The organism is Enterobacter sp. BIDMC 30 (assembly GCF_000534355.1).
In the GTDB taxonomy this organism is placed as follows: domain Bacteria; phylum Pseudomonadota; class Gammaproteobacteria; order Enterobacterales; family Enterobacteriaceae; genus Enterobacter; species Enterobacter ludwigii.
Window position 1 is genome coordinate 2,490,026 of sequence record NZ_KI973169.1, and the last position, 17,477, is coordinate 2,507,502.

The window sequence follows — 17,477 nt, forward strand, 5'->3', positions numbered from 1 at the left end:
GTTTCGCATTATTAATGGGGGAGAGAGAGCATGCGTTCAGCATTTTGGGTCGGGTGTGCCGCGTTATTATTATCGGCATGCAGCAGTGAACCTGTTCAGCAGGCAACGGCGGCACACGTAACGCCGGGAATGAAAGCGGCGATGTCCAGCTCCGGACAAGCCAACTGCGCGATGATTGGCGGCTCGCTGTCTGTTGCCCGCCAGCTTGACGGCTCAGCTATCGGGATGTGCGCATTGCCAAACGGCAAACGCTGCAGTGAACAGTCGCTTGCCGTAGGATCCTGCGGAAACTACTGATTACTCCGCACGCTTAAACATCAGCGTTTTATCGGCTGTCGCCAGCGTTAACTGGTCTTCAGTCAGGTCGACCTGCGCCCCTTTGCGCAGCATGTCGCCAATGGCCTGATCCAGTTCGTTCAACTGTGGTTCGGTACAGAGCTTGCGCGTCATGGCGAGCGTTTTGACCTTGAGCTCACCTTCGGACAATTTCCCCTGTCCGTTAAACGTGTTACACATCACGCCGGAAACGCTAATGTTATTAACCAGACTGATATCAGACAGGGCTTTGAAGCTGATCTCTGGTTGCGTTGTCGTGGCCTTAACGGCTTTCCCGTCCACATTCTCCAGCACAAAACGGTGGCTCTTAAGTTGGTCCGGCTGAACGGAGGCTTTACCAGGATTAACGCACCCGGTGAGGACAAGACTGATAACACTTAACGCAATGAGCTTTTTCATTTTTCTTCTCAGACGATAGATACTGTGAATCTTTTTTCAGTGTAACGATACTCTGCCGTGCGTTAATGGGGTTTATCTGAAAGTGCGGGCGGGTACCGGGCAACGTTGGCGTTGCCCGCAATACGATCAGTGCGACTTAAACCCTGCGGCCGTCATTAACATGCGAAAGAGCATACTGACCGCCGCCAGTGCCAGTACGCTGCCGCCCCAGATAATGGCCAGCCACATGACTCTTTTCCAGAAAGGTTGTTGCATCAGTGATAACCCTCTCCATGCTGTACTTTTCCGCGAAACACGTAGTAACTCCAGAAGGTGTAGACCAGAATCACGGGAATGATCAACAACGCGCCCACCAGCATAAAGCCCTGACTTTGTGTCGGAGCCGCCGCCTGCCAGAGCGTGATTGACGGGGGAATAATGTGCGGCCAGATGCTGATCCCAAGTCCGCTAAAGCCGAGAAAAATCAGCCCTAACGTCAGGATAAACGGCAGATGATGGCTCTCTGGGTTATTCAGGCAACGCCACTGACACAGGCTCAGGATCACCACCAGCACCGGCACGGGCAGCAGGAAGAAGAGATTCGGCAGGGTAAACCAGCGCGCGGCGATGGCCGGCTGCGCCAGTGGGGTCCAGAGGCTGATTACTGCAATGAATACCAGAAGCAGGATCAGGAGCGTTCTGGATACCCGTCGCATTCGCTGTTGCAGCGCGTTTTCGCTTTTCAACACCAGCCATGTCGAGCCTAACAGCGCGTAGGCCACCACCAGACCTGCGCCGCAGAACAGGTTAAAAACGGTCAACCAGTCGAACGGTCCGCCACTGTAGGCACGCCCGGTGACGCTAAAGCCGTTAATCACCGCGCCCACCGTCATGCCCTGGGTAAAGGTCGCCAGGATCGAACCGCCGATAAACGCTTTATCCCAGAAAGGGCGGTGTGCCGGCGTGGCTTTAAAACGAAACTCAAATGCCACGCCCCGGAAAATAAGTCCGATCAGCATTAACGTCAGCGGAATAGTGAGGGCATCAATAATGACCGCATAGGCCAGCGGAAACGCGCCAAACAGCGCTGCACCGCCGAGCACCAGCCAGGTTTCATTGCCGTCCCAGACCGGCGCAACGCTGTTCACCATCACATCGCGATCGTCGGCATCAGGCGTAGCCGGGAACAGGATACCTATCCCCAGATCAAAACCATCCATCACGATATACATCAGCGTGGCAAAGACGATGATAACAAACCAGATAATGGAAAGATCGATACCCATTATGGTTGCTCCTTATGTTCAGTAGTAACGGCAGAAAGCGGGCGTGCGGGACGTCCATCGGACTCGGTGGCAAACGATTCATGAGGCTGAGGTCCTTTTTTAATCAGGCGGACCATATAGCTGTAACCCACGCCAAATACGGAGGTGTAGACGACGAAGAAGGCCAGCAGACTCACGCTCATATGCAAGTCACCATGCGCAGAAACCGCATCCTTTGTTCGCTGAAGCCCGTAGACGACCCACGGCTGGCGGCCCACTTCGGTAGTGACCCATCCGGCCAGGATGGCAATCAGCCCGGTGGGTCCCATCAGGAGGGCAAACCACAGGAAGGGACGCGAAGCGTACACGCGCTTTTTATAACGTAACCAGAGCGCCGTTACCCCAAGCAACAGCATCAGCATGCCTAAGCCCGCCATAATGCGGAATGACCAGAAGACGATGGTGGAATTTGGCCGGTCTTCCTTTGGAAATTCTTTCAGTGCCGGAACCTGTTTGTCGAGGCTGTGCGTCAGAATAAGGCTGCCAAGCGCCGGGATCTCCAGCCCAAAGCGGGTGCGCTCCTGTTCCATATCCGGCCAGCCAAACAGCAGCAGCGGGGTGGGTTCACCCGGTGGGTTCTCCCAGTGGCCTTCAATGGCTGCTATTTTAGCGGGCTGATGCTTCAGGGTGTTCAACCCGTGCATATCACCCACCATCGCCTGAAGGGGAGCCACAATCAGGGTCATCCACAGCGCCATGGAAAACATCGCGCGGATGGCGGGGGTGTTGTTTCCGCGCAGCAAATGCCAGGCTGCGGATGCGCCGACAAACAGGGCGCTACTCAGGAAGGCCGCTATCGACATATGCAGCAGGCGATACGGGAAGGAGGGGTTAAACACCACGGCAAACCAGTCTACCGGCACCACCTGTCCGTTGACGATTTCAAAGCCCTGTGGCGTCTGCATCCAGCTGTTTGATGAGAGGATCCAGAAGGTTGAGATAATGGTCCCCAGTGCCACCATACAGGTTGCAAAGAAATGCAGACCCGGCCCGACTTTATTCCAGCCGAACAGCATAACGCCGAGGAATCCTGCCTCGAGGAAGAAGGCAGTAAGCACTTCGTAGGTCAGGAGCGGGCCGGTAATACTGCCGGCAAATTGTGAAAACCCACTCCAGTTGGTCCCAAACTGGTAGGCCATGACCAGCCCGGAGACCACGCCCATACCGAAGTTAACGGCAAAAATCTTCGACCAGAAATGGTACAGCGAACGCCAGACCGGGTTTTTGGTTTTCAGCCACAGGCCTTCTAGCACTGCGAGATAACTCGCCAGACCGATGGTAATAGCCGGGAAAATAATGTGGAAGGATACGGTAAAGGCAAACTGTATCCGTGCAAGGTGAAAAGCATCTAAACCAAACATGCACAACCTCAATGTCAAACGGTGTGCTGTTATGGTATAGGGGCGAAATAACCAGTATCAGACGCAGAAAAGCGAAATTTACCTATAACAGTTCATGAAAACATCACGCTTTGCACATCTGATATAGCTTGCGTGAAAGAATAAAAAAATTATTTTTATGAAATTTATGCATTAAACAGCTTGCCTTGTTATCAACAACATGCGTTAATGGCCCTCTGGGTTTGAGTCCAAATAAACATCTGACGTAGTTTTATAAAGCAGTTCTCATCACGTTGTGCCTCTCCGCAGCCTCTCTTGGGTCTTTTTCTACACTCCGATTAGTTTTTGTTTCAAACCACTATCGCCTGAAGGGCCCATTAAGCAATTAACGTTTTTACGTTTACAGGAGAATCCTATGACTTCTTATATCCATTTCCGCTGCCCATGCTGCCATGGTTCGCAGTACCGTACCTCAGCTTTTGATGTGTCTGAGAAAAACCCGTTCGGTGCAAAATGCATTTTTTGCAAATCGTCGATGATTACCCTCGATCATCTGGCCGCTGCCCGCCACGCTCAGCGTAACGTCACCGAACTGCGTAAGTAATGCATCTGGCTAACTATAACAGTTAGCAAAATCTTCTCTTTTTCTCCTGCTGATATACACTGTCGGTCATAAGGAGAATCTGATGAAAAAATACCAGCGTCTGGCGCAACAAATTATCTCGCAGATCGAGCTTGGCGTATGGTTGCCGGGCGATAAGCTGCCTTCTCTGCGAGAGCAGGTCGCGAGCAGCGGCATGAGTTTTATGACCGTTGGCCACGCGTATCAGATGCTGGAAAGCCAGGGGCGTATCGTCGCCAGGCCGCAGTCGGGCTATTACGTTGCCTCGCGCCCGACCGCACACCAACCTGCGCCGCCTGCCCAGGTGATGCGGGACGAAGTGGTAGATATCAATACCTATATCTTCGACGTATTACAGGCCAGCCGCGACCCGTCGGTGGTTCCTTTCGCTTCTGCCTTCCCCGACCCCCGGCTTTTCCCGCTGCAGCAACTTAACCGTTCGCTGGCCAATGTCAGTAAAACCGCCACAGCAATGAGCGTAATTGAAAACCTGCCTCCGGGTAACGTTGACCTTCGCCACGCCATTGCCCGCCGCTATGCGCAGCAGGGAATGAATATCTCACCGGATGAGATTGTCATTACCGCAGGGGCACTCGAAGCCCTGAATCTTAGCCTGCAGGCCGTTACCGAGCCTGGTGACTGGGTGATTGTCGAAAACCCCTGTTTCTATGGTGCACTGCAGGCGCTTGAACGCCTGAAACTTAAAGCGCTGTCGGTGGCGACGGACGTCCGCGAAGGGATCGATCTGAATGCGCTTGAGCAGGCGCTCAATGAGTATCCGGTCAAAGCCTGCTGGCTCATGACCAACAGTCAAAATCCCCTCGGCTTCACGCTCAGCGCAGAGAAAAAAGCGCACCTGGTCGCGCTTCTCGCCAGGCACAACGTCACCCTGATCGAAGATGATGTCTACAGCGAACTCTATTTTGGCCGGGAGAAACCTCTGCCAGCGAAAGCCTGGGATCGTGACGATATGACGCTGCACTGCTCGTCCTTCTCGAAATGTCTGGTGGCGGGGTTTCGCATCGGCTGGGTGGCGGCAGGTAAACATGCGCGACGCATTCAGCAGCTACAGCTGATGAGCACCTTATCGACCAGTTCACCCATGCAGCTGGCGCTGGTGGATTACCTGGCGACAAAACGCTATGACGCCCATCTTCGCCGCCTGCGCCGCACGCTGGCCGAACGCAAACAGCAGGCGTGGCAGTCGCTTTTGCGCCATATGCCGGCAGGCGTCAAAATTCATCATAACGACAGCGGCTATTTTTTGTGGCTGGAACTCCCGGCGCAGCTGGACGCCGGGCTGCTGAGTGAGAGAGCGCTAATGCACCACATTAGTATTGCCCCCGGTAAGATGTTTTCGACCTCTGACGCCTGGACACCGTTCTTCCGGTTTAATACCTCCTGGGCGTGGGGGGAGCGGGAAGAACAGGCTGTGATTCAGTTAGGGAAATTAATTAGCAGCATGCTCGAATAATAATCTCCGCACCTTTCTAAAATAATCATTCCTTATCCTGATGGCGGTACGGCGAATATTCCGCAGTACCGCATCATAGGAAATCTGCATACCGCCTCTCAACGCTAACTCCTTGTCTATAATCCAGTTAACGGGGAATGCGCCCTCGGTCACACCTTGATGAAATTTCTTTAAGCCGCACGGTGCGGCGCATTTGCGCGGTCTACGTTTAATAAGGGAGATATTTTTACGGCACGGCTGCCGCTAAATTTCATTGCGACAGGAGTAATTCTTATGAGCAAAAAATTTGCCCGCAGCAGCCTGTGCGCGCTCGGCATGACCCTCATGACAGCGCACGCCGCAGAGCCACCGAAGGCAATCGGCGACGGGGAAGGACGACTGGATATTATTGCCTGGCCCGGGTACATCGAACGGGGACAAACCGATAAAAATTATGACTGGGTCACGCAGTTCGAAAAAGAGACTGGCTGCGCGGTGAACGTTAAAACCGCGGCCACCTCGGATGAAATGGTTAGCCTGATGGCGAAAGGCGGATACGATCTGGTCACTGCCTCGGGCGATGCCTCACTGCGCCTGATCATGGGGAAACGCGTTCAGCCGATTAACCCCGACCTTATCCCAAACTGGAAAACTCTCGACCCGCGGATCGTCAAAGGTGAATGGTTTAACGTCGGCGGCAACGTCTACGGCACGCCGTATCAGTGGGGGCCAAACCTGCTGATGTACAACAGCAAAACGTTCCCGACGCCGCCGGACAGCTGGAGCGTCGTCTTTACGAAACAGAATTTACCTGACGGTAAAACCAATCAGGGCCGCGTGCAGGCCTATGATGGCCCGATTTACATCGCCGATGCGGCGCTGTTTGTCAAAGCCACGCAGCCGCAACTGGGTATCACTGACCCGTACCAGCTAACAGAAAAACAGTATGCCGCCGTACTGAAGGTATTGCGTGACCAGCATGCGCTGATCCACCGCTACTGGCATGACACCACCGTTCAGATGAGCGACTTTAAAAATGAAGGCGTAGTGGCCTCCAGCGCCTGGCCCTATCAGGCCAATGCCCTGAAAGCGGAGAACCAGCCTGTCGCCACTGTTTTCCCGAAAGAAGGGGTAACCGGCTGGGCGGACACCACCATGCTGCACGCGCAGGCCAAGCACCCAATGTGCGCCTACAAATGGATGAACTGGTCGCTGACGCCTAAAGTGCAGGGCGATCTGGCGGCCTGGTTTGGCTCGCTGCCCGTAGTGCCGGAAGGGTGTAAAGCCAGCACATTGCTCGGCGATAAAGGCTGCGAAACGAACGGCTACAACTATTTCGACAAAATCATGTTCTGGAAAACCCCGATTGCAGAAGGCGGCAAATTCGTTCCTTACAGCCGCTGGACACAGGATTACATCGCCATCATGGGCGGCCGTTAATCGCAGGAGCAGAACATGACGTACGCAGTAGAGTTTAATGACGTTTCCCGTCTGTACGGTGACGTGCGGGCGGTGGATGGGGTCACCATTGCTATTCATGACGGAGAGTTTTTCTCCATGCTGGGGCCTTCGGGCTCCGGCAAAACTACCTGCCTGCGTCTGATAGCCGGTTTTGAGCAGCTGTCAGGCGGCGCAATCAAAATCTTCGGTAAAGAGGCGAGCGCACTTCCCCCCTGGGAACGCGATGTGAATACCGTGTTCCAGGATTATGCGTTGTTCCCGCATATGTCGATCCTCGATAACGTCGCGTACGGGCTCATGGTCAAAGGTATCGACAAGAAAACGCGCCATGCGCAGGCGCGTCAAGCGCTGGAAAAAGTGGGGCTAAGCTTTGCTGTCACGCGTAAGCCTTCGCAGCTTTCCGGCGGGCAACGTCAACGTGTCGCCATCGCGCGGGCGCTGGTCAATGAACCCCGGGTATTACTGCTGGATGAACCGCTCGGCGCGCTCGATCTTAAACTGCGTGAGCAGATGCAGTTCGAGCTGAAAAAGCTGCAACAGGAGCTCGGCATCACCTTTATTTTCGTCACTCACGATCAGGGGGAAGCCCTGTCGATGTCTGACCGGGTCGCGGTTTTCAATAATGGCCGCATTGAGCAAGTCGACACCCCGCGCGATCTCTATATGCGTCCAGGAACGCCATTCGTGGCGAGCTTTGTCGGGACCTCGAACGTGTTTGACGCCGGTATGGCACACAACGTGTGCGGGATGGAAGGCATCTATTCTTTACGGCCGGAACATATTCGCCTCAATGAGAGCGGTGAGGTTCAGGTTGAGGGCGTGGTGCAGGCAGTACAGTATCAGGGGGCGGCAACGCGTCTTGAGCTAAAACTCGCTGACGGTGCAAAACTGCTGGTCAGCCAGGCCAATTTTAGCGATGCCGCAACGCTGAGCGGCGTGACGCCGGGGCAGGCGGTGATGGCGTCGTGGTCACGTGATGCCATGGTTCGCCTGCAAGAGGAGAGGTGACATGAACACGCATGTCGCGCCGCCTCCCGCCCACCGTAGCCGCATGAGCCGCCTTACCGCACTGTTCTGGCGTAAGCCATCGCTTGGGCTGTTCCTGCTGCTGCTCGCGCCGCTAATGTGGTTTGGCATCGTTTATCTGGGATCGCTTCTCACCCTTTTATGGCAAGGGTTTTATACCTTTGACGATTTCACCATGGCGGTCACGCCGGACCTGACGTTTGCCAATATCCTGGCGCTTTTTAATCCGGCAAACTATGACATCATCCTGCGTACGCTGATGATGGCCATTGCGGTGACCATCGCCAGCGCTATCCTCGCGTTTCCGATGGCGTGGTACATGGCACGTTACACCCGCGGCAAGTGGAAGGCGTTCTTCTATATCGCCGTGATGCTGCCAATGTGGGCCAGCTATATTGTTAAAGCCTATGCCTGGACGCTGCTGCTGGCGAAAGACGGGGTAGCTCAGTGGTTTCTGAGCCACCTGGGGCTGGAGCCGATCCTGACCGCGATCCTTACGCTTCCGGCCATTGGCGGAAACACGCTTTCCACCTCCGGGCTGGGGCGTTTTCTGGTGTTCGTCTATATCTGGCTGCCGTTTATGATCCTGCCGGTACAGGCGGCGCTGGAGCGACTGCCCGCGTCGTTACTGCAGGCTTCAGCCGATCTCGGCGCGCGACCACGCCAGACTTTTCGTTACGTCGTTTTGCCGCTGGCAATCCCGGGCATTGCCGCAGGGTCAATCTTCACTTTTTCCCTGACGCTGGGCGATTTCATTGTTCCACAGCTGGTGGGGCCGCCGGGGTACTTTATTGGCAATATGGTCTATTCCCAGCAGGGCGCTATCGGCAATATGCCCATGGCCGCGGCCTTCACCCTGGTACCAATTGTCCTCATCTCGCTTTATCTGGCGTTCGTGAAACGTCTGGGAGCATTCGATGCACTCTGAACGCGCACCGTTGTTCCTGAAAGTGGCAGCCTGGGGAGGCGTTATCTTCCTTCATTTCCCGCTGCTGATTATTGCGACCTACGCCTTTAACACCGAAGACGCCGCGTTCAGTTTTCCGCCACAGGGGTTGACCTTGAAGTGGTTCACCGTGGCAGCAGGGCGTGGCGATATCATTGAATCAGTGACGTTGTCACTTCAAATCGCTGCGCTGTCGACGGCTATCGCGCTGGTGCTTGGCACGCTTGCTGCAGCAGCGCTGTGGCGAAGCGCGTTTTTTGGCAAAAATGCGATCTCGCTGTTGCTGCTGTTGCCGATTGCGTTACCGGGGATTATCACCGGTCTGGCGCTGTTGACGGCATTTAAAACCATTGACCTTGAGCCGGGTTTTTTCACCATCGTGGTCGGTCACGCCACGTTCTGCGTGGTGGTGGTGTTTAACAACGTGATTGCCCGTTTCAGACGCACCTCCTGGAGTCTGGTCGAGGCGTCAATGGATTTGGGGGCCGACGGCTGGCAAACCTTCCGTTACGTGGTCCTGCCGAATCTCGGTTCGGCGTTGCTGGCCGGGGGGATGCTGGCGTTTGCACTCTCGTTTGACGAAATCATCGTCACAACATTTACCGCGGGACACGAGCGCACGTTACCGCTGTGGTTGCTTAATCAGCTCGGGCGTCCGCGCGACGTGCCGGTCACCAACGTCGTTGCACTGCTGGTGATGCTGGTCACAACCCTACCCATTCTGGGAGCCTGGTGGCTAACCCGCGACGGCGAAAACAGTGCCGGAAGCGGGAAATAACATTGATTTCAACAGGACAATGCTATGCAAACACAACTGCTGATAAATGGTGAACTGGTCGCCGGGGACGGGGAAAAACAGCCGGTCTATAACCCTGCCACCGGAGAGGTACTTCTGGAGATTGCTGAAGCGTCAGAAGCGCAGGTCGACGCGGCGGTCCAGGCCGCCGATCGCGCATTCATTGAATGGGGACAAACCACGCCTAAAACGCGTGCCGAGTGTCTGCTGAAGCTGGCTGACGTGATTGAAGCCCACGGCGAAGAATTTGCCCGTCTCGAATCGCTCAATTGCGGTAAGCCACTGCACTGTGCGTTGGGAGATGAAATTCCGGCTGTGGTCGACGTTTTCCGCTTCTTTGCCGGCGCCGCCCGCTGCCTGAACGGGCTGGCCGCCGGCGAATATCTTGACGGTCACACATCGATGATACGCCGCGATCCGGTGGGCGTGGTCGCCTCCATTGCGCCATGGAACTATCCGCTGATGATGGCGGCATGGAAGCTGGCACCCGCGCTGGCCGCGGGTAACTGTGTGGTGATCAAACCTTCGGAGATTACCCCACTGACGGCCCTCAAGCTGGCGGAACTGGCGAAAAACATCTTCCCGGCAGGCGTTCTGAACGTTCTGTTTGGCCGCGGAAAAACGGTCGGCGATCCGCTGACCGGCCACGAAAAGGTGCGTATGGTGTCGCTCACCGGTTCTATTGCCACCGGCGAACATATTATTGGACACACGGCGTCCTCGATTAAACGCACCCATATGGAGCTGGGCGGCAAAGCTCCGGTTATCGTTTTCGACGACGCCGATCTTGATGCGGTTGTTGAAGGGGTACGTACTTTCGGTTTCTACAATGCGGGGCAGGATTGTACGGCAGCCTGTCGTATTTATGCGCAGAAAGGCGTTTATGCCGCGCTGGTGGAAAAACTGGGTGCCGCGGTGGCGAGCCTGAAGATGGGCGCGCCGGAGGAGGAAACCACCGAGCTGGGCCCGCTCAGTTCCGAAGCCCATCTTTCACGCGTCTGTAAGGCGGTTGATGAGGCTAAAGCCCTGAGCCATATTCGCGTGGTGACCGGCGGCAGCAAAAAAGAGGGGGCAGGCTACTATTTCCAGCCAACCCTTCTGGCAGGGGCAAAACAGGACGATGCTATCGTTCAGCGTGAAGTGTTTGGCCCGGTTGTAAGTGTCACCGAGTTTGATGACGAAGCGCAGGTGCTGGCATGGGCGAACGATTCGCAGTACGGCCTGGCGTCATCGGTCTGGACCCGCGATGTAGGGCGTGCCCACCGGATGAGCGCGCGTCTGCAGTACGGCTGCACCTGGGTTAATACCCATTTTATGCTGGTGAGCGAAATGCCGCACGGCGGGATGAAGTTATCCGGCTACGGCAAAGATATGTCGGTGTACGGCCTTGAAGATTATACCGTTGTTCGCCACGTGATGATAAAGCACTAAGCCCCCATGCCCGGTCGCATTCAGCGCCGGGCATTCTCTCCTTTCAGTACATTATCCATAGTATTCAAATGGTTATTCTGTAACGAAAAAACTTGATCTGTATCAACATATGACGCATATTGCGTGCGGTTATTTTTTCGGCTCTGGTAAACAGAATGACGTTGTATCAAAAGATGTTGGTTTTTTACGCAATCATGGCTTCTGTCTGTGCATTAATTACCTGGTTCCTCTCTAAAGACCGCAAACGTATCCGACTGCTCAGTGCTTTTCTGGTGGGGTCAACCTGGCCAATGAGCTTTCCCGTTGCGCTGTTGATCTCGCTTTTCTGAAGCACGCTTCCCGTTTTAAAAGATGAACATAGCATTCCAGACACGAAGACTGTATAAATACACAGTAAATCGTTAAAGGAGTGCTTATGAACAGTTTTTACTCGCAGCAGGCCGGCTGCGTTGTGCGCTGGCACGATCTTCCCGGCTCTGGCGATCCTGTGGTGTTTATTCACGGGTTAGGCTGCGCCTCTTCTTATGAATATCCTCGTATCGTTTCTGACGCCCGGTTTGGTGCGCGCAGAGCCATTCTTATCGATCTCCCCGGCAGCGGTTACAGCGACAAACCCGTGCAGTATCGTTATCGCACCAGCGAGCAGGCGCGAGTGGTGGCTGAACTGTTGGACCATCTCAAACTCAATAGCTTCTGGCTATATGGTCATAGTATGGGTGGCAGCATTGCTATCGAGGCAGCAGGACTGATGGCGCCACGCGTAAAAGGGTTGATGGTGTCGGAACCCAATTTTCACGCCGGAGGTGGCATGTTCAGCCGCTCTATTGCTGCACAGACGGAACAACAGTTCCTGGCGCAGGGGTATGATGCGCTGCTCAGTGCAGAAACCTCACCCTGGGCGGGCAGTCTGCAAAGCAATGCGCCGTATGCCGTGTGGCGTGGCGCGTCCAGCCTGGTGGAAGGGGTAGAGCCGGAATGGGAGGTTCAGTTTTTGTCTCTGCGCTGCCCGGTGACGTTGATTTTCGGCGAGTGGTCCCTGCCTGATGATGATGCGGACTCTCTGCAAAAGCGGGGCGTTGAGGTGAAAATCATCCCAGCGGCCGGACACTCCATGTCCTGGGAAAATCCGTCGGCACTGGCGCAGACGTTAGCAGAGTGTATGACCACGACCTGAAAGGATAGCCCGCATCTCTGCGGGCCAGGAGCGCTAACGTAACAGGGCTTGTAAGGCCTGGCGTGCGGCAGGCTGTACATCGTGCGGGTGGCGGAAATCGATGTTCTCTATTGCCCGGCTATAGAGGGCGACCAGCCAGTCATAGACATACACCGTTGCCGCATGTACGGGTTGTTCTCCCAGACGCGTCAGGCGCGGCGCGGTACTGTTGACCACCGGCGTGACAAAGATTGCCTGGCCTTTACGGATGCGGCTCGCCGGGCGTGCCTCTGCGGGTGTCCGATCGTAGCCCAGCCAGCCAATGAAGTTGCCCATTACGGCATGCAGTTGGGCTGCGCTGCACTTGTCGGTTTCAACGATGTTCTGCAGCTGCTGCGGCAGGTTCAGTCGGTAGCTGGCCACCACCAGAACGTCAGCAATTTGCTGCAAAACAGCGGGTTCCAGCCCAAGGCGCGCGGCAGTGGCATCGTTGCGGCTCCACTGGCGCAGATGGTTTATCCAGACTTTATGCGCCAGGCGAGCTTTGTCTTTGGTCTGGAATGGACTGGCGTTCTCCTGGGCATGCTCGGCAAACAGGTCAATGGTATCCGTAAACAGTCCGTTCACCTGCTCCTCGCGGGGCTGCTGAACGGCCAGCAGGGTTTCAAAGGCTTTAAGCGGCGGCAGAAGACCTTCAAGCAGTTCACCGTGGCGGGCGGCGGAGCTTTGCAGAACGCGCACCATGTTTTCGGCCTGAGTTCGTCTGGCGCCGGGTTCCTCAACCAGCGGTGCCAGATACCCCTTCATCAGGGCCGAGAGTTCCTGGCGCAGCATTGCTTTCAGCGTGCTAAGACGCTTCTGCCGCTGAGCGGGTAACGTGGCCTGAGACAACCACTCGATCACGCGCTGCATGCTGTGGCTGTCCAGCGCCTGCAGTGTCCCCCAGCGCACACCCGGTTTGCCCAACAGGTGCTGTACCGTTTCATCGAGGTTCTGACGGGTGGTAAAACGTGCGTCGTGAGGCGTAATCGCCCACACCAGCCCCGGCAGGGCGGATTCTTCAACCGGCTGAGTCTCTTTGACCCAGTTCATCAGCACCCGGGCTTTTTTAGCCGTTTGCTCGTGCTGGGCTGTCGCATTGCAGATAACAAGCACGTCCGGTTGCAGCTGCTGGCGATAATGCTCCAGCAACCACTGGCATTTAGCCTGGTTCAGTGTATCGGCGCTGTTATCTGAAAAGACAGGAATATCAATAATATCGACATTATCCAGGGCGCTGCTTTCGACCGGCAAGACCAGCTCACGCGTCAGGAAGGCGAGCGTATCGACAGGGATACTGATGGCGTTAAGCATCTCGCCGTTGTTCAGCGGATGAAGCAGCGTCTCCTGGGCCTCCGGAAGGGTAAAGGTGCCGTGAGTCAGGAACCCTTCGCCCGGCAGCCCGAAGTTATCGACCAGCAGGCTGAGCGGGGCGGCGAGTGCTCCGGCATGGCTGGTCTGATGCAGGACATGAGCGAGCTTTAACCACTGCTGGGTCAACTCCTGTTGCTCACCCCACAGCAGCGACCAGACGCTGGCTCGCGTGCTGAGATCGAGCGAAGGGACCAGCTGTGCAAACTGATGCCACAGGGCATCATCAATTTGCTGTTTCGCGGCAGGTACTGAGCTTTGCCAGAAGCGGGCGATGGCACCCACGTCCTGAGCTGTAATACCAGGAACGCCCTGCGGCTGGCGCAGGCCACGCCACTTCTCCAGGCGCGTCTCAATGACCGCTTTATCCACGGCGCGGATGTCCGGCTGCAGCGTGGTGCGGGCGATAAACAGCTGCACCAGCTCTGCCTCTGTCACCAGGCTCAGGCGCAGCGGGAACGCCTCATCCATCACCTCTGTATTTCCGCGGGTGAACCGCACGGCCATGTTGGTCAGGGCATGTCCCGGATTAATGTGCGAAAAATAGTCAAATGTACGCTGGCCTGGCGTAACGTTCAGGCGGCCATTACCGCTGCCGCACAGCGATAAAAGCAGATGCGCTTTTGCACTCTGAGAATGACCGTAAAGTCCAATACTGCCCGGGCGTGACAGGGCGCGGTCAATGGCCTGCTCCCGTGCCTGCGTCGCGTTGATGCGCGCAAGAAGGGCATCGGCCTCGTTATCCAGCACAGGGGCGTTCAGGCGCGTCTCATTTATCCACCCGATTAAGGCCTGAGTGGTGGTCATCGTCGCAGTCATTTCAGGTATACGCTCCCGCTGTCGATCCAGTAGTGGCTGCCGCTATGACGGCGATCGGCCAGAGTATTCAGTTTGAAGGTTAAAGCATCAGGCGGAACCGGCGTCCCGTCCTGCAACCAGGCATCGCTCAGCGCGAAGGATTCAGGCCCTTCATGCTTATTGCCGCCACAAAGTTTGAGCCGCACGTTCAGCACGCCGTCACCCGCAATCGCTTTGGCCAGTTCGGCCGAGTTGATGCTAAGCGTATAGAGCGGCGTTGCCGGCCAGCGCGCGTTCGCCAGCTGGCGGAAACCGAGCGTCACATTTCCGCGCAGCGGGAAGTGCAGACGAGCGTCGAGTTTCGCACCCGGTTTATCCAGGTCGATATCCTGATACCAGACGTTTTCTTCACGCAGGGTGTTTACGGTGTTATCCAGTACGCCCAGATAGCGAACCGTTGAATATGCACCGATATCCGCGGCTTTAAAGTTAAAGCGCGGCAGTCGCAGGTCAAGCGCCAGGCTGCAAAGCATCGCGCCGACGGCGGCGGTCGATTTTGGATTACCAATGCGTCCTTGCTGGCTGAACGGGTACCATTCATGAACCTGGTATTTATCCAGCCAGACGATGCGATTAACCGGCACCGGCTGCAGGTGGCGAATAAGCGCCTGAACGCCAGGCAGGCAGCCCGGACGCCCCGTGATCAGCAGAATATCGCAGCTGTAATGTGAAATGGCCTCGCACACCGCATGCAGGGGTGACGCCAGCGTGAACTGGCCTGCCAGCATCGCATCCTGCATTTCACGGAAATTCACGTGCAGCGGAACGGCAAACAGATCGAAGGCGTCTGAACCTGCCGGCAAGGCATGATCGACGGCCTGTTGCAGATAATTCATCACGTTGCGGGTCGGTTTCTGCGACAGCAGATCGCCAAAGGTGGCATGCAAGCCTGCCAGCGGATCGTCGATGTCGCTGGATTCCCACGCGGCAAGGATGGCGTGACCAATCGGCATAAAGAGCTGAAGCGCCGTTTGCTGGCGCAATACCGCCTGAGTATCGATACGTCCTGAGTCACCAAACAGCGAGGCCATCAGCAGAGAGGCATCGGCGATGCCGGACTTCTGCAGCTGGGTTTGCAGGGCGGGTAACACATAGCGCTGGATGACGTCCAGCAGGGTGTCGTCACCGGCCACTTTAAACCCTTCACGGAACAGCAGCTGCGGCGTGATTTTGACGTTGTTACCGGAGCCGTCATCCAGCTGATAATGGGTGATCGCCATGTCGGTTGTGCCACCGCCAATGTCGATAGAGGCGACACGCAGCGAGCGCCCCGGCTGAACGCCTGGTTCAGGTTCACGATCCGGGCGGGCGAGGGAGGCGAAGAACGCTTCCGTCTGACCACCAAAATGTGAGATCGCTTCGTTGTACAGCCACACCAGTTGACCACAGCTGGCCTCGTCCCACTCCATCTGGATTGCAGGTACCGGCACCACGCTTTTTTCCTGGTGCTTACGGGTGGCAAAATCGTCGTCCTGCGGGTGCCAGCCCATCGCTTTCCAGACGATAGCGATCGCTTCGAACATGCGGCGACGGAAGATCTCGCGTTCCTGCTTCGGCATCGCCGAGGGCAGGGTCAGGATCAGCGTACGCAGCTGGCGTGGCGAGGCCGGAAAGCCCAGACGCAGGCGCGTGGCAACGCTGTTGATCTGCCCCAGCGCCTGTGCCAGCAGTTCGCACAGCATATGCGTCATCAGCGTGCTGCGGCTGTACTGCGGGGAGAAAACCGGCAGTCGCTCGTCCTGCGGCAGCGTAAAGAGCGGTTCACCGTCATCGTTCATCAGGTTCATCAGCGGGAACGCGGTCGCCAGCGGTTCGCGCTGGGTTTTGCTGTTCATCTGGCTAAAGCGCCAGTCCTGGACCACCGGGGTTTCATCCCACAGGTAGCGACGCGGGCTGGAGATACCGCTGTTACCTTCCGTGCCCAGACGGCGCGTAGCCAGTTTGCGGGCTTCGTCGCCCACGCGGACAATAGACGGCCAGACAAAGGCATCTTCACGCCCACTTTCCACCGAGAAGTGCTGCTTGCCAAAACGCGCTTCTGAAAACTCCAGACGACTGGTAAACAGCGGCTCATTGAGGAACTGTGGTTCGCTTAACGAGCGCACCTGCAGTTCGGCCGTCTGGCGCAGACCGTCGTTCGCATCACCGTGATCTTCAATAATAACGCCGCAGGTATGGGTATTCCCGACGTCGAGGATCAGGTCGACCGGAATAGCCGGCGTACTGAGGGTATGGGTGACAAATTTCACTTCCGGTACGGTAAGCTGTTCACCGAGCATGGACAGCAGGTTGAGCCAGTGTGCCTGGTACTCAAAGCTGCGCATTGCCTGTTGCAGGTCGCGTTCCGCGCGGTTTTCAACGTCGGTCGCATAGTGGGTAAACGCCTCGCGCAGCCAGCCATCAATCCAGGTCTGGTCGAGGAAGCTTTCCACCTCATCGTCACGCCATGCCAGTCCGAAACGGGTGCCGTTGAGAATGTCATTTTCAACCGGGGACAGCGCGGCAGTAGCATGCGCTGCAATCTGGCTGTCGAGAGCGAGCGTGACGCGGTGTGTATTACCTGCCGCATCAGGCGTTTCAAGTTTACGCACCTGGACACGCGCCCAGTTATCCGGCCCGTCAACAAAGGTACGTGGCGGATTGAAGCGCAGGAAGGGAATGGGGAGCCAGACACCATCCAGCACCGTCAGGGACTGATGCAGTGGGATCGTGGTTTCCGGTTTCACCACTTCAGGCTGTCCGCCGTTCAATCCCGGCAGCGTGTAACGCCCGTTGACGAGATCGAAATCGAGACGCAGAAGCGGACCGTTGGCGGTTTTACGTACGAAGCGCCCGTTGCTGGCGGTGTCCTGCGGAGTCAGGCCAAAATCGAGGAATTGCACGCCGCTGTTGGCAATAAGCGTGACGCTCTGTTTATAGTCGCAAAGATTTACCAGCATAGG

Annotated in this window: 16 protein-coding genes; 10 read left to right on the forward strand and 6 right to left on the reverse strand. The window is 56.3% G+C overall.

Features of this window, described 5'->3' with window-relative positions:
• The first annotated feature begins 30 nt into the window (after positions 1 to 30).
• Positions 31 to 297, forward strand: a complete 267-nt coding sequence (locus L466_RS10520; RefSeq protein WP_014170276.1) for a putative hemolysin — start codon at positions 31 to 33, stop codon at positions 295 to 297.
• Here L466_RS10520 and hslJ read toward each other — a convergent pair whose 3' ends face one another.
• The 4 genes from hslJ to L466_RS10500 all read right to left on the reverse strand — a co-directional run bounded on the left by hslJ (position 298) and on the right by L466_RS10500 (position 3,400).
• A complete protein-coding gene (hslJ, locus tag L466_RS10515; protein ID WP_014170275.1) occupies positions 298 to 735 on the reverse strand; it encodes a heat shock protein HslJ in 438 nt (145 codons plus the stop codon). It abuts the gene before it with no gap.
• Between the two features lie 126 nt (positions 736 to 861).
• Positions 862 to 990: a DUF2474 domain-containing protein gene (locus L466_RS10510; RefSeq protein ID WP_014170274.1), complete on the reverse strand. Its 129-nt coding sequence runs from the start codon at positions 988 to 990 to the stop codon at positions 862 to 864.
• The gene (gene cydB, locus L466_RS10505; RefSeq protein ID WP_032680923.1) at positions 990 to 2,000 is read right to left on the reverse strand and encodes a cytochrome d ubiquinol oxidase subunit II; all 1,011 of its coding nucleotides are present in this window, start codon (positions 1,998 to 2,000) and stop codon (positions 990 to 992) included. The genes L466_RS10510 and cydB overlap by 1 nt, the downstream gene beginning before the upstream one ends.
• Entirely contained in the window at positions 2,000 to 3,400 is a 1,401-nt protein-coding gene (locus tag L466_RS10500) for a cytochrome ubiquinol oxidase subunit I (protein ID WP_032680924.1), read from the reverse strand. Before L466_RS10500 ends, cydB begins: the two co-directional genes overlap by 1 nt.
• A 394-nt stretch (positions 3,401 to 3,794) precedes the next feature.
• Here L466_RS10500 and L466_RS10495 point away from each other — a divergent pair, with 394 nt between their 5' ends.
• The 9 genes from L466_RS10495 (at position 3,795) to L466_RS10460 (ending at position 12,288) form a co-directional block, all read left to right on the forward strand.
• Positions 3,795 to 3,983, forward strand: a complete 189-nt coding sequence (locus tag L466_RS10495) for a cold shock small protein YmcF (protein WP_020884014.1) — start codon at positions 3,795 to 3,797, stop codon at positions 3,981 to 3,983.
• An 82-nt stretch (positions 3,984 to 4,065) separates the two neighbouring features.
• Complete coding sequence (locus tag L466_RS10490) at positions 4,066 to 5,475, forward strand: aminotransferase-like domain-containing protein (RefSeq protein WP_032680925.1); 1,410 nt, start codon at positions 4,066 to 4,068, stop codon at positions 5,473 to 5,475.
• A gap of 273 nt (positions 5,476 to 5,748) precedes the next feature.
• Entirely contained in the window at positions 5,749 to 6,894 is a 1,146-nt protein-coding gene (ydcS, locus tag L466_RS10485) for a putative ABC transporter substrate-binding protein YdcS (protein ID WP_020884016.1), read from the forward strand.
• A 15-nt stretch (positions 6,895 to 6,909) separates the two neighbouring features.
• Positions 6,910 to 7,923, forward strand: coding sequence for an ABC transporter ATP-binding protein (locus L466_RS10480; protein WP_020884017.1), 1,014 nt, complete (start codon positions 6,910 to 6,912; stop codon positions 7,921 to 7,923).
• 43 nt (positions 7,924 to 7,966) lie between these two features.
• Positions 7,967 to 8,869: an ABC transporter permease gene (locus tag L466_RS10475; protein ID WP_175392646.1), complete on the forward strand. Its 903-nt coding sequence runs from the start codon at positions 7,967 to 7,969 to the stop codon at positions 8,867 to 8,869.
• Positions 8,859 to 9,665, forward strand: coding sequence for an ABC transporter permease (locus tag L466_RS10470; protein WP_032680927.1), 807 nt, complete (start codon positions 8,859 to 8,861; stop codon positions 9,663 to 9,665). The genes L466_RS10475 and L466_RS10470 overlap by 11 nt, the downstream gene beginning before the upstream one ends.
• Before the next feature lie 24 nt (positions 9,666 to 9,689).
• A complete protein-coding gene (gene patD / locus L466_RS10465; RefSeq protein ID WP_032680928.1) occupies positions 9,690 to 11,114 on the forward strand; it encodes an aminobutyraldehyde dehydrogenase in 1,425 nt (474 codons plus the stop codon).
• A 155-nt stretch (positions 11,115 to 11,269) separates the two neighbouring features.
• Positions 11,270 to 11,443, forward strand: coding sequence for a GhoT/OrtT family toxin (locus L466_RS0122515; protein ID WP_032670341.1), 174 nt, complete (start codon positions 11,270 to 11,272; stop codon positions 11,441 to 11,443).
• An 86-nt stretch (positions 11,444 to 11,529) separates the two neighbouring features.
• The gene (locus L466_RS10460) at positions 11,530 to 12,288 is read left to right on the forward strand and encodes an alpha/beta fold hydrolase (protein ID WP_032680929.1); all 759 of its coding nucleotides are present in this window, start codon (positions 11,530 to 11,532) and stop codon (positions 12,286 to 12,288) included.
• A gap of 33 nt (positions 12,289 to 12,321) precedes the next feature.
• On the opposite strand, the gene L466_RS10455 is transcribed toward L466_RS10460, so the two are convergent.
• Positions 12,322 to 14,496, reverse strand: coding sequence for a virulence factor SrfC family protein (locus L466_RS10455; protein WP_032680930.1), 2,175 nt, complete (start codon positions 14,494 to 14,496; stop codon positions 12,322 to 12,324).
• Positions 14,493 to 17,474, reverse strand: a complete 2,982-nt coding sequence (locus L466_RS10450; protein WP_032680932.1) for a virulence factor SrfB — start codon at positions 17,472 to 17,474, stop codon at positions 14,493 to 14,495. The genes L466_RS10455 and L466_RS10450 overlap by 4 nt, the downstream gene beginning before the upstream one ends.
• Positions 17,475 to 17,477 lie beyond the last annotated feature (3 nt).

What these genes read in the sequence shown, in the direction of transcription:
- L466_RS10520 (WP_014170276.1), top strand. Translation starts at nt 31, where the DNA reads ATGCGTTCAGCATTTTGGGTCGGGTGTGCCGCGTTATTATTATCGGCA.
- hslJ (WP_014170275.1), bottom strand. Translation starts at nt 735, where the DNA reads ATGAAAAAGCTCATTGCGTTAAGTGTTATCAGTCTTGTCCTCACCGGG.
- L466_RS10510 (WP_014170274.1), bottom strand. Translation starts at nt 990, where the DNA reads ATGCAACAACCTTTCTGGAAAAGAGTCATGTGGCTGGCCATTATCTGG.
- cydB (WP_032680923.1), bottom strand. Translation starts at nt 2,000, where the DNA reads ATGGGTATCGATCTTTCCATTATCTGGTTTGTTATCATCGTCTTTGCC.
- L466_RS10500 (WP_032680924.1), bottom strand. Translation starts at nt 3,400, where the DNA reads ATGTTTGGTTTAGATGCTTTTCACCTTGCACGGATACAGTTTGCCTTT.
- L466_RS10495 (WP_020884014.1), top strand. Translation starts at nt 3,795, where the DNA reads ATGACTTCTTATATCCATTTCCGCTGCCCATGCTGCCATGGTTCGCAG.
- L466_RS10490 (WP_032680925.1), top strand. Translation starts at nt 4,066, where the DNA reads ATGAAAAAATACCAGCGTCTGGCGCAACAAATTATCTCGCAGATCGAG.
- ydcS (WP_020884016.1), top strand. Translation starts at nt 5,749, where the DNA reads ATGAGCAAAAAATTTGCCCGCAGCAGCCTGTGCGCGCTCGGCATGACC.
- L466_RS10480 (WP_020884017.1), top strand. Translation starts at nt 6,910, where the DNA reads ATGACGTACGCAGTAGAGTTTAATGACGTTTCCCGTCTGTACGGTGAC.
- L466_RS10475 (WP_175392646.1), top strand. Translation starts at nt 7,967, where the DNA reads ATGAGCCGCCTTACCGCACTGTTCTGGCGTAAGCCATCGCTTGGGCTG.
- L466_RS10470 (WP_032680927.1), top strand. Translation starts at nt 8,859, where the DNA reads ATGCACTCTGAACGCGCACCGTTGTTCCTGAAAGTGGCAGCCTGGGGA.
- patD (WP_032680928.1), top strand. Translation starts at nt 9,690, where the DNA reads ATGCAAACACAACTGCTGATAAATGGTGAACTGGTCGCCGGGGACGGG.
- L466_RS0122515 (WP_032670341.1), top strand. Translation starts at nt 11,270, where the DNA reads ATGACGTTGTATCAAAAGATGTTGGTTTTTTACGCAATCATGGCTTCT.
- L466_RS10460 (WP_032680929.1), top strand. Translation starts at nt 11,530, where the DNA reads ATGAACAGTTTTTACTCGCAGCAGGCCGGCTGCGTTGTGCGCTGGCAC.
- L466_RS10455 (WP_032680930.1), bottom strand. Translation starts at nt 14,496, where the DNA reads ATGACTGCGACGATGACCACCACTCAGGCCTTAATCGGGTGGATAAAT.
- L466_RS10450 (WP_032680932.1), bottom strand. Translation starts at nt 17,474, where the DNA reads ATGCTGGTAAATCTTTGCGACTATAAACAGAGCGTCACGCTTATTGCC.